8 protein-coding genes are annotated in these 12,063 nt (G+C 63.6%); 3 read left to right on the top strand and 5 right to left on the bottom strand.

Annotated features, from left to right (window positions below):
• Together AC1DMG_RS15180 and AC1DMG_RS15185 are read right to left on the bottom strand one after the other, a co-directional pair.
• On the bottom strand, positions 1 to 548 hold a 548-nt coding region (locus tag AC1DMG_RS15180), incomplete at its 3' end, for a multicopper oxidase domain-containing protein (protein ID WP_477180712.1).
• A gap of 76 nt (positions 549 to 624) precedes the next feature.
• Positions 625 to 2,328 (bottom strand): phospholipase C, encoded by a 1,704-nt coding sequence (locus tag AC1DMG_RS15185; protein ID WP_477178047.1) that lies wholly within the window; start codon positions 2,326 to 2,328, stop codon positions 625 to 627.
• An 876-nt stretch (positions 2,329 to 3,204) separates the two neighbouring features.
• On the opposite strand from AC1DMG_RS15185, the gene AC1DMG_RS15190 reads away from it, so the two are divergent.
• A complete protein-coding gene (locus AC1DMG_RS15190; RefSeq protein WP_477180713.1) occupies positions 3,205 to 5,331 on the top strand; it encodes a M13 family metallopeptidase in 2,127 nt (708 codons plus the stop codon).
• A 311-nt stretch (positions 5,332 to 5,642) separates the two neighbouring features.
• Here the strand turns inward: AC1DMG_RS15190 and panE are convergent, their stop codons facing one another.
• The gene (panE, locus tag AC1DMG_RS15195; RefSeq protein WP_477178046.1) at positions 5,643 to 6,572 is read right to left on the bottom strand and encodes a 2-dehydropantoate 2-reductase; all 930 of its coding nucleotides are present in this window, start codon (positions 6,570 to 6,572) and stop codon (positions 5,643 to 5,645) included.
• A gap of 305 nt (positions 6,573 to 6,877) precedes the next feature.
• Between panE and AC1DMG_RS15200 the strand changes: the two genes are divergently transcribed.
• Together AC1DMG_RS15200 and AC1DMG_RS15205 are read left to right on the top strand one after the other, a co-directional pair.
• Positions 6,878 to 9,229, top strand: coding sequence for a catecholate siderophore receptor Fiu (locus tag AC1DMG_RS15200; RefSeq protein WP_477178045.1), 2,352 nt, complete (start codon positions 6,878 to 6,880; stop codon positions 9,227 to 9,229).
• A gap of 83 nt (positions 9,230 to 9,312) precedes the next feature.
• On the top strand, positions 9,313 to 9,990 hold the full coding sequence (locus AC1DMG_RS15205; RefSeq protein WP_477178044.1) for a Fe2+-dependent dioxygenase: 678 nt from the start codon (positions 9,313 to 9,315) through the stop codon (positions 9,988 to 9,990).
• 27 nt (positions 9,991 to 10,017) lie between these two features.
• Here AC1DMG_RS15205 and AC1DMG_RS15210 read toward each other — a convergent pair whose 3' ends face one another.
• A complete protein-coding gene (locus tag AC1DMG_RS15210; protein ID WP_477178043.1) occupies positions 10,018 to 10,503 on the bottom strand; it encodes a type IV pilin protein in 486 nt (161 codons plus the stop codon).
• An 11-nt stretch (positions 10,504 to 10,514) separates the two neighbouring features.
• On the bottom strand, positions 10,515 to 12,063 hold a 1,549-nt coding region (locus AC1DMG_RS15215; protein WP_477180714.1), incomplete at its 5' end, for a pilus assembly protein.

Raw genomic sequence — 12,063 nt, forward strand, 5'->3', positions numbered from 1 at the left:
GTCTGGGCGCGCGACTGGCCGGGCACCATCCAGTCGGTGGGATAGCCGTCGTCGGCGGCAGGCACGCGCGCGCCATGCACATGCACCACGCCACGCACTTCCGGCTTATCCGGCTCCGCGCCGCAGACGTGATGATCGATCGGCAGGAAGTGCTTGAGCGGAAGTCGATTGCTCCACTCCACGCGCACCGGGACGCCGCTGCGTGCTTCGATAGTGGGGCCAGGCATGCTGTCGCCATAGGTCCACAGGCGGGTGGGTGGCAGATCGCGATGCAGGCGCTGTTCGCTTTCGCGCATCGCAATGCGTAGTGCGGTTCCCGCCTTCGGATGCAGCACTTCCGGCCGCGGCAGCGTATCGACGAAGGGTGTCAGCCGCGACGGGTCGAGCAGGCGCGGCACGCTGGTCTGGTCGGCCACGGCATGCTTGCAAAGTCCGCTGCCCTTCGCAGCCGGCATGGCCATGTGCATGGGCGCGCCGAACGCACGCAATGCTCCCGTGCCCGCGAGCAAGCCCATGCCCTGGAGAAATCGACGACGCGAGGGATGCAAGATTCAGCACCTCCGAGCAGGAAAAACGAAACGCCCCGGACCATCGTCCGGGGCGTGCCATGCAAGCGTTTAGAGCTTAGCCGTGCTCGTGCCCGTGCGGCAGGCCGGACCACGGCCACGGCTTGGGCTGCTTCACCGGCTGGCCAGTCTGTTCGTCCAGGATCAGGCGGCGCTGGTCCGGGAACGGCTGGTAGAAGTCGAACATCGGCACCAGCGAACCGGCGACGCTGTCGAACGAACCGCCACCAAGACGCTCACCGCGCAGCCAGTTGTCTTCGATGAAACGCGTCACCGACGATTGATCGGTCAGCGTGTGGTCCACATGATTGCTGCGGGCCCACGGCGAGATCACCAGCAGCGGCAGGCGCGGACCGAAGCCGCAGCGTCCCTGCACCGGCTGGCCCTTGCTGTTGGTGCCCGGCAGCGTGCCGCGCGCCTTGCACAGGCCCGCGCCATCGAGCGCATCGGACGACGTGCTTGAAGCATTGATGCGCGGGGCGGCCTGATGGTCGTACCAGCCATCGGAGTCGTCATAGGCGATCACCACGGCGGTATCGCGCCAATCGGGCTGCTGCTGCAGGAAGTTGATCACGCGCACGATGAACTGCTGCTCGTCCAGCGGATCCGAATAACCGGCATGACCATCCTGGTAACCCGGCGCCTTGAGGAAGCTCACCGACGGGAAGTTGCCCGCCTGCACGGCCGCGTAGAAGTCATTGATGTCGTACTGGTGATTGCCGGCGTCGCCCTGATGGCCGATGGTCTTGACGGACGTGGGGCGCGCATGCGTCGGGTTGGCCGTGCTGGTGTAGTACTGGAACGGCTGGTGATGCGGGATGTAGTCGCTCTCGTTCGCCTGCGTCACCGTCGAGGTGGTCTTGCGCGCGCAGCCGGTGCTGCCATTCGCATTGACCTGGGTGAGGTCAAAACCGCCTTCGAAGAAGCCCCAGGTCAAACCCGCCTGGTTGAGCAGGTCGCCCACGTTCTTGCCGCCGAACTGCACCTGATTGCCTGTGGGCGAAGAACACACGTCGCCGATCGGATCGGCATCGCCGATCAAGGTCAGGCCGCCCTGGCCATCGGCCACTTCATTGCCGGTGCCGTTGAGCGTCTGTGTCACGCCGTTGGTCTGACCCGAGATCAGATTGATCGCGCCCGGCGTGGACGGACCGAACGTGGTGTTGTAGCTGTTGTCGTTCAGCGCAAACGATTGCGCGTAGTTCCACATGGCGGTGACGGTGTTGCCATCGTAATAGCCCATCACCTGGCCGGTGCCTTCCTCATCCGGCGTCGCACCCGGCAACGTCTCGCCGGTACCGGTGAACTTCGGGAACAGGTCCATCGCGCCGCCATTGAACGCCTTCTGTTCCGGACCATAGGCGTGATCCTGGTCGGCGGTCGCCGCCTGAGCGCGCGACAGGCGGAACGGATTGATCGCACCCGTGCCATTCGCGCTGTTCGCCTGGTTCGGGTTATGCGTGAGCAGCTTGTTGTCGTAACCGTTCACGTGCGGCGTGAACGGGCGCGCATAGAACGTCGGCTCACCCTTGCCGTTGGCGGCATACGGGTAGGTGCCAAAGTAATGATCAAAGGAAACGTTCTCCTGGAAGATCACCACCAGGTGCTTGATCGGCGTAGACGTATGGACGTCCCCATCACCGCCGCCATGATGCAGGCTGGCATCGGTGAACGCTTCGGCATGCACGGGAAGTTGAGCGAGGGAAACGGCAGAAAGACTGAGTACGCACGCGGCAATGCAAACAGCGAGGTTGTTTCGCATGGAGGGCTCCCTACGGTCGCGGTGATGCGCTTCCCCTCAAGCGCGGATGCCACGGACCATAGGCTTGCGAAGTGACAGGCGAATAACAGCGACCATCGTATTTTCATGCGATTTGCGGCGTGTGACTGCAAGCGCAGTGAGACTGTCGATTAGAGCGGGATTGCGAGTGTCGATCTCGACCTTTCTGTCGTGGCGAAAGAACTCTGGCTCTCAAGAGAATCATCGCCAAAAGACAGCAAAGGAACGCAATGCTTTAAGTCCTCTTCGCCATGGCGCGTTGCGGCGTAGCGGCGACGCATGTCGGACGATCGCCACGCTTCCGATACCCTCAAGCGACAGAAGATCGTATCCAACACGACGCTACGAGCCCTTGCTCTTTTAGGCCATTCTCTTTGGGTTACTTTTCTCTTGGGCCAGCAAGAGAAAAGTGACTCGAGCGGCGGCAGCCGTTCGAAACGCCCGCCGCGTAGGCGGCACCCTGGCCTCGAGGCGACAACCGAAGACTGACGACACTGGATGACCAGCCATGCGGCTGTTGAAGAGCGCCTCCGGCCTGCGCCGGGATGACGGCTTCGTTGCATCGATGCGAGACACGGTCGTACCGCCCCTCATCGCCCCCGCGCACCCGAAGGTCCGCCGTCAACCAAGGGCCTCTGCCCCCAGCCGCCGCGGCGCCAACCCAACCCCCCTGCTTGCACCAACCCCCTGACCTTTGACACTGTCTCCCCCGTGACTTGCGGCCTAGCCTCAAAAGTCCGAGATACCGTCCGGGTAGCCCTTGGAACCTGTCCCCCATCAGGACAGGCGCCCAGAGCTGCACACAATGGTTACCACCATCGGCTGCCGAACGCGGCCAACGACCCACAGGGGAATTCCATGACCAAACCGTATATGAAGCCCATTGCGCTCGCCGTGAGCCTGGCGCTGTCGCTCAGCGCCTGCGGCAAGCACGACGATGCCGAAAAGGCCCCGGCCGCCAGCAGCACCGCGCCTGCCGCCGCCAGCACTGCCGCCATGGCAGCTGCCGCGCCCAAGAGCGTGTTCGACATCGCCGACCTGGACACCAACATCCAGGCCTGCCAGGACTTCAACGGTTTCGTCAACAGCAAGTGGGTCGCCGCCAACCCGATCCCGAACGACCGCAGCCGTTGGGGCGCGTTCGACAAGCTGGCCGAAGACAGCCTCAATACCCAGCACCAGATCGTCGACGACGCCGCCAAGGGCGCCGCCAACGCGCAGGCTGGCTCCATCGAGCAGAAGATCGGCTACCTGTACGCCTCGGGCATGGACGACGCTGCCATCGAAAAGGCTGGCTTCGACCCGATCAAGCCCAAGCTCGATGCCATTGCCGCGCTGAAGTCCGGCAAGGACGTGGCCAACTACCTCACCCAGAACTTCACCACGGGTGACATGCAGGTGTTCCAGTTCGGCTCCGGCGCGGACTTCAAGGACGCCAAGATGCAGATCGGCTTCACCCAGCAGGCTGGCCTGGGTCTGCCGACCAAGGACTACTACACCGACGCGAAGTACAAGGAAATCCGCGACGCCTACGTCGAGCACATCGTCAAGGTGCTGGAACTGACCGGCGTATCCGAAGCCGATGCGAAGAAGCAGGCCGCCCAGGTGCTCGCGTTCGAAACGCAGCTGGCCGCCGCCTCGCTGGCGCCGGTGGAACTGCGTACCCCGGAAAACCAGTACCACTTCGTCACCCTGAAGGAAGCGGACAAGATCACCCCGCACTTCAACTGGGAAGATTTCTTCAAGGCCCAGGGCGTGACCGTCGACAAGGGCTTCTCGCTGTCGCAGCCGAAGTTCTTCGCCCAGTTCGACAAGATGCTGGCCAGCACGCCGGCTGACCAGTGGCAGGCCTACCTGCGCTTCCACACCATCGACGATGCCTCGCCGCTGCTGAGCAAGGCCTTCCAGGACGCCCGCTTCGACTTCTACGGCAAGACGCTGTCCGGCCAGCCGGAGCAGAAGCCGCGCTGGAAGCGCGTGCTCGGCGGTGTCAACGAGTCGATGGGTGAAGCCCTGGGCCAGCTGTACGTGGCCAAGGTGTTTACGCCCGAAGCCAAGCAGCGCGCCGAAGAGCTGGTGACCAACGTGCGCAACGCGCTGAAGGCCCGCATCGAGAACCTCGACTGGATGAGCGCCGAAACCAAGGAAAAGGCGATCGCCAAGTGGAACACCTTCCTGCCCAAGATCGGTTACCCGGAAAAGTGGCGTGACTGGTCGGGCCTGGATCTGAAGCAGGGCGACTACTACGGCAACGTGATGGCCGCCGCCAAGTTCAACTACCAGTACGACCTCAACAAGATCGGCAAGCCGACCGACCGCAAGGAATGGGGCATGACCCCGCAGACGGTCAACGCCTACTACAACCCGACCGACAACACGATCAACTTCCCGGCCGCGATCCTGCAGCCGCCGTTCTTCTATGCCAACGGCGACGACGCGATCAACTACGGCGGCATCGGCGCCGTGATCGGCCATGAAGCCAGCCATGGCTTCGACGACGAAGGCAGCCAGTTCGACGGCGAAGGCAACAACGCCAACTGGTGGACCAAGGAAGACAAAGAGAAGTTCGAGGCCCGCACCGCCAGGCTCGTCGCGCAGTTCAACGACTACGCGCCGATCAAGGACAAGCCGGATGTGCACGTCAACGGCCAGCTGACCCTGGGCGAGAACATCGCCGACCTGGGCGGCCTGAACGTGGCGTACGACGCCCTGCAGGAAGCGCTGAAGAAGAACCCGCAGGAAGCCGCCGCGAAGATCGACGGCTATACCGAAGACCAGCGCTTCTTCCTGAACTGGGCCCGCGTGTGGCGCGGCAGCGTGCGCGAGAAGGAAGCGCTGCTCCGTCTCAACACCGATCCGCATGCACCGGCCTCGCTGCGCGCGATGGGCGCTCCGTCGAACATGGAAGCCTTCGCCACCGCCTACCAGTGCAAGCCGGGCGACACGATGGTGCGTTCGGGCGAGRAGCAGGTGAAGATCTGGTAATGCCTCACCGCTGAGGCTTCGGCATCGGCAACAAGAAAGGGCGCTGCATCATGCAGCGCCCTTTTCTTTTGGACGTCTTTTCCAAATCCCGGGAAACACCTGTGGGAGCGCACCCTGTGCGCGACGCAGCGCCGCGGCGATATCCGTGCATGAGGTTGTCGCGCACAAGTGCGCTCCTACAATGACTGCCGTTTTGCGACCCCCTCCCCCTGTAGGAGCGCACTGGTGCGCGACCGCAACCTCGAGCGAGGCCGTTGCATGAGGCCGTCGCGCACAGGGTGCGCTCCCACAGGAGAGAGGCGACGGCAGCTTTACCTGCCCCGCGCGCGACGCACTTCATACGCCTTCAGATGCGCATACGCTGTCCGCAACATCGGCAACGAATCCGCCGCCGCATCCGAACGCGCCAGCAAATCGCCCACGATGTGATCCGCCTCGATCGCCCCACCCTGCTCCAGGTCGCGCATCATCGAGGCGCTCAGGGCCGAGCCCTTCTCAGTGAGCACGCCACGCGCGCGCGCCATTACCGCGTCGCCCGGCGCGCGCCCGTTGTGCTCGGCCACGCTGCGGCAGTCTTCCAGCAATTGCAGGATTGCCGGCTCCCCACCGGATGCCGCCATGATGTCGCCCACMGGCGCGCGCATCAGGCAGGTGATGCCGGCGAGCGAGGCGAGAAACACCCATTTATCCCACATGTCCTGCAAGATCGTGGTGCTCAGGCGCGGCTCGAATTTGGCCTTGGACATCGAGCCGAGAATGCGTTCGACGCGTTCTGATCGCTCGCCGTCGCGTTCGCCGAAGGTCACGCTGTGCGACTGGTTGAGATGACGCACCGTGCCTTCGGCATCGAGCGTAGCCGCAATCACGCACTGGCCGCCGAGCACGCGCTGCGCACCAAAGCGCGCATCCAGCAGGTCCAGATGCCGCATGCCGTTGAGGACCGGGAGAATCGCAGTTTGTGGCCCCACCGCGGGGGCCATGTCCTCGATCACCTGCGGCAGGTGATAGGCCTTGCAGCTCAGCAGGATCAGGTCATACGTCCCGCGCAGGTCGCCGGCCTGTACCGTCGCCGGATTCGGCAGGCTGACATTGCCCAGGCTGCTGCGTATCACCAGCCCGTGCTCGGCCAGCTGGGCTGCGCGCTTCTCGCGCACCAGGAACGTCACGTCCTGCCCGCTCTCCAGCAGGCGCCCACCGAAATAGCCGCCGGTAGCCCCCGCGCCAATCACCAGTATCCGCATCGCTCGACTCCTCGCCAACAGGGGGGAGAGGGTACGCCATACCCACGCTCCCGCCCCTTCCACCTTGGTCTGAGGGCCAGAACAGCAAAATTCTTCGCAACTAATTGCAACTCATTCTCATTGCCAATAACATTTAGGAAATGTTTGCCGGCGGGTTCTTACTGGTGATGGACCACCCGATCAGGCAGCAAGGCTCCCAACCCCTGTTTCCCCGACTTATGCCGCCATCGACGCCCGCCGCCGCTACTCGTCGATCCACCCCGGTCAGCTTCGGCTGATCGCCCCCTCCATTCGACGAGCTACCCATGGCCCACATAAAGAGCCGCAAGCATCCCGTAACCCGCAACGCCCTGAGTGTTGCGACAGCCACTCTGATGACCGGCCTGGCGATGAGCCATCCTGCCCTGGCTGCGGACACGCCGGCGGATGTCGCCAACGCCACCACCAACACGACCACCTCGCCCACCGGCGCTGCCAACTCACCCAAGAACCTGCCAGGCGTGTCGGTGGAAGCCTCGGCCGTCAGCGACTACAAGATCGACAACCTCTCCTCGTCCAAGTACACGCAGCCGATCCTCGATACCACCCAGACGGTGACCGTGATCAGCAAGGACCTGTTCCTGCAGCAGGGCGCCACCACGCTGACCGAGGCATTGCGCAACACCCCGGGCGTGGGCACGTTCTACGTCGGCGAGAACGGCACCACCTCCACCGGTGATGCTATCTATATGCGCGGCTTCGATACCTCGGGCAGCATTTTCGTCGACGGCGTGCGCGACCTGGGCACCATCTCGCGCGACATCTTCAACACCGAGTCGGTGGAAGTGATCAAGGGCCCGGCCAGCACCGACAACGGCCGCACCGCGCCCACCGGCGCCATCAACATGGTCAGCAAGCAGCCCGAGCTCGGCAACGGCGTGAGCGCGACCGTCGCTTATGGCAGCGCCGACCAGCGTCGCGCCACCGTCGACTGGAACCAGGTGGTCAGTACCAGCTCGGCCTTCCGCCTCAACGTGATGGGCCAGGACTTTGGCGTGCCGGGTCGCGACAAAGTGGAGAACAACCGCTGGGGCGTCGCGCCGAGTTTCGCGTTCGGCCTGGGCACGGCCACCCGCGTGTACCTCGACTACATGCACATCAAGCAGAACAACGTGCCCGATGGCGGCGTGCCCACGATCGGCCTGCCCGGCTATTCCAGCCCGGATCCGAAGCGCCCGTTCCTCACCAACGCGCCGGAAGTGGATTCGTCCAACTTCTACGGCACCACGGCGGACCATGACCACGTCGAAGCCGACATGTTCACCGCGCGCATCGAGCACGACATCAACGACCAGATGGTGTTCCACAACACCTTCCGCTGGGGACGCACCGCCGAGGACTATCTGCTGACTTCGTTCATGGGTACCGCAGCCAATCTGCTCACGCCCAATCCGAACGACCCGTCCACCTGGACCATTGCGCGCAGCAACCCGACGTTCAAGCATCAGTCCAACCGCATCATCACCGACCAGGCCAACCTCACCTGGAATTTCCAGACCGGCGCCATCACGCACAATCTCAGCACCGGCATCGAGCTGACGCAGGAAAAAGCCACCACCATCGGCATCGTCCCGCTCAATGGCACGACCTGGCCGGCCGCCAATCTGTACGACCCGAACTGGGACGTGAAGGGCCTGATCTACGGCCAGAACGGCGCTTACACGGATGGCCAGACCGACACCGCCTCCGCCTATGTGTTCGACACGCTGAAGTTCAACGAGCACTGGCAGGTGAACACCGGTGTGCGCATGGACCACTACAACACCGACTACTCCAGCATGGTGGCGTGCGGCGCGAGAAATGGCCCGACCTGCGGCACGCTGCCCACGGGCGCCGTCGTGCCGGGCCTGACCACCAGCGTTGGCGACAACCTGTGGAACTGGAAGCTCGGCGTGCTCTACAAGCCGATGCCCAACGGCTCGTTCTACGCCAACTATGCCGTGTCGGCCGAACCACCCGGCGGCAACACGCTGACCTTCAGCAGCTCCACCAACAGTCTGGACAATCCCAACCTCGAGCCCGAGCGTGCACGCACGTATGAAATCGGCACGAAGTGGGAACTGCTCGATGAAAGGATCCTGCTCACCGGTGCGCTCTACCAGACCACGGTAAGCAACGACCTCGTGCAGGATCCGGTCACCCTGCTCTACTACCAGATCGGCAAGAAGCGCGTGCAAGGCGTCGAATTGAGCGCGGTAGGCAAGATCACCGACAACTGGGCGGTGACCGCGGGCTTTACCACCATGAATGCCAGCGTGCTCAGCGGCTCTTCCGTGGCAGCCGATGGTTCGTCCGACCTGGCCTACACGCCGAAGAAGGCCTTCACCAGCTGGACCAGCTACCTGCTGCCGTTCGGTCTCACCATCGGTGGCGGCGCGCGCTACAACGGCCAGATGCAGCGCGGTACCGACAGCGCGATCGGCACGCCGGCGTATACGGAAGCCTATTGGGTGTTCGACGCGATGGCCTCCTACCCGATCAACAAGCACTTCGACCTGCGCCTCAATCTGTACAACTTGTTCGACAAGGACTATGTCGCAGCGGTCAACAAGAGCGGTTACCGTTACACCCCAGGTACCCCGCGCTCGGCGATGCTGACGGCCAATATCCGGTTCTGATCAGGCACTGCTGATCGAGCGCAACGTGGCCGTCCCGATGGCAGTCGGGGAGGCCACGTCACTCTTTCGAGTCGAGGCACGCCATGCTCTTGCATATCCCGCAGATCCTGGACCAAGCGCAGGTACGCGCCATCCGGCACGCCCTCGATCAAGCGACCTGGACCGACGGGCGCGAGACGGTCGGTCCACAAGGCGCCCAGGTGAAACGCAACCTGCAGCTCCCGGATGCCTCGCCCGTACGCGCCGAACTGGCCCGCATCGTGCTCGATGCGCTGGCCCGACATCCGCTTTATCACGCCGCCACGCTGCCGCTGCGCACGCTGCCGCCGCGCTTCAATCGCTATGAAGGCGGCGGACAATACGGTTTCCATGTCGATGGTGCAGTGATGTCCGTGGCTGGCGGCCAACAGCTGCGCAGCGATATCTCCTGCACGCTGTTCCTGGCCGAGCCGGAGGAATACGACGGCGGCGAACTGATCATCAGCGACACCTATGGCGAGCACGAAGTGAAACTGCCCGCCGGCGACATCATCATCTACCCCTCAAGCAGCCTGCACCGGGTGGTGCCCGTCACGCGCGGTGCGCGCATCGCCGCATTCTTCTGGGTGCAGAGCCTGATCCGCGACGACGGCAAGCGCCGCCTGTTGTTTGAGCTGGATGCGTCGATACAGACGCTCACCCGCAGCAACGCCGATCCGCAGGCGCTGCTGCAGCTGACCGGCGTGTATCACAACCTGCTCAGGCAATGGTCCGAGACCTGAAAGGTCCGGACCATTCAAGCGACAGCGTTACCAGCAACCCACCGTGGATGGCAGGCGATTGTTTGCCTGATCCAACGACAAGGTGCCGCACATGGTGTCGCGAGTTTGCTGTGCACCCTTGGGCGCGGCCTGAACAAGAAACGTGGTGGACGTGAGATTGGCGGCCACCAAGGTATAGGTGTAGTTGTTCCCCGTCTGCGACGGCGCGGCACAATCGAGTGTGGGCGGTGCGTTGGGAACGGGGGTCGCCGCGGCACTCTGGTCGTAGCGCAGATTGGTCGTGTAGTACCGCTCCATGTAATTGGCGTACTCCGCCAGGCAACCCTCGGCCGCAACCCGGTTCGTCTTGGTCACGGACTTGAGATACGACGGCCACGCGATCGCCGCCAGGATCGCAATGATGGCCACCACGATCATCAATTCGATCAAGGTAAAGCCCGCCTGGCGCAGGAGGCCGGCGCCTGACCTGCGAGCCCCCTTCACGCCGCCGTCCGCCATCAGGCATCGATTCATCGCTGTGTTCCTCATGGGTTGATCAGCTCCTGCCAGGACACGCGGGTGAGGCTGCCGGACGAACCGGATGTCATCAGGCTGGAGGTCGTGCCGTTGTCGAAACTCTCTAGCATGTCGCCACCCACGAAAATCGGGTTATTGGGCAGTGACGTGAAGCCCACGCCAGCACTGGCCACTGACGTGCCGTTGGGCAGCTTGATCGTGCCCGCACCATTGCCCAGGAAGAAGGGATTAGTGGGGCCGGCGCCGGTAAACGGATTGAGCGCCATCACCCAGCCGCTGCCCGACGGATTGCAGATATCCGTGACCACCGGAATGCGTGTGGTACCCAACAGCAGGTTGCCCTGGAACTGGTTGGGCGTGACCATGCGCTCACCCTGCGCGTTGTAACCCGTCACGTTGCCGCTGCTGTCGGTGGTCGGCTGCTCCAGGTCCATATACCAGCCACCCTTGCCCACCAGATCGTTGGCAGCAGCGGTAGACACGGCACGCGCGCCGAGGGTCGGCGGCGTGGCGCTGGAATCGCCATCCACTTCGTAGATGATCGAACGCTGCTTCAGGTCGCTGCGCTTATACGGCAGCGCCGGAATGGCGGGCGTGGTCTGTTGCACGACCTGCGCGATCACGCCATACCACGTCTGCACATTCTTGTTGGAGAGATCGCCCGAGCTCAGATACTCGCCGGTGCCGAAAAACAGCCACACGTTGCCTGTCGTGGGGTCGCGGCCCGCCAACATGCCGGCGGTAATGGGCTGGGCAACGCCGCCGCTGTCAGTCGCGGTAAACACCTTGCTGCCTGCGGTGCTCAGGTCCGCACTGATCGTGGTGACCTGGCTGGTTCCCGTGCCCGTGGTCGTAGTCGCCGTGAGCGGAAAGGACCATACCCGTCCCAACAAGTCACCGGCGTAGGCTTCCGTGCTGAGGCCATTGGCAGGGTTGTCCAGCCAGGCCACGGGAGCGGCCAGGCCATTGACGGTTGAGGAGTCAGTGGCGTGAACGCTCAGCGTGCCAGTGTCCAGCTGGAATTCCAGCAGCGATGCCGTGTTGTTGGCACTGTTGTAGCCATTGCCTATCAACACCTGCCAATTGCCATCGGCCACTTGCGCGATCACCGGCTTGCCGGTCATCTGCCCGATAGCACCGTAGTTGGTCAGGCCGTCGCCGGCGGAACGCTCCCACAGCGGCGTGATGTTGGCGGGGTCGGTAACATCGATCGCATAGACGACCTCCGTCGGTCCGCGCCCCGAAGAGCCAACCAGGATGGTGTGCCAGGACGAACCATTGATCTTGGTCAACGACGGCAGGTACGCGTCGGCAATCGTCAACTCGCCGTCGTTGTAGTACTGGTGCGGAACACCGGCGGCGACGTTGCCATAGCTGGCGCTGGCCAGGTTTGCCAATCCGCCCGTGATCACTGCACCAGGCAGATAGGCAAAGACTTCGGAGCCGGTGCTGGCGTTGAACGCGTGCATCATGCCGTCGTTGGCGGCGACAAACACCAGCGGCGTGCGCTTGGACGCGGCGCTGGCAACGGCAGTGCCACTGCCATTGATGCTGCCG

Source organism: Dyella sp. 01N36, assembly GCF_056399745.1.

Bases quoted from the DNA above. Each gene is read 5' to 3' on its own strand.
- AC1DMG_RS15185 (WP_477178047.1), bottom strand. From the start codon at position 2,328: ATGCGAAACAACCTCGCTGTTTGCATTGCCGCGTGCGTACTCAGTCTT.
- AC1DMG_RS15200 (WP_477178045.1), top strand. From the start codon at position 6,878: ATGGCCCACATAAAGAGCCGCAAGCATCCCGTAACCCGCAACGCCCTG.
- AC1DMG_RS15205 (WP_477178044.1), top strand. From the start codon at position 9,313: ATGCTCTTGCATATCCCGCAGATCCTGGACCAAGCGCAGGTACGCGCC.
- AC1DMG_RS15210 (WP_477178043.1), bottom strand. From the start codon at position 10,503: ATGAATCGATGCCTGATGGCGGACGGCGGCGTGAAGGGGGCTCGCAGG.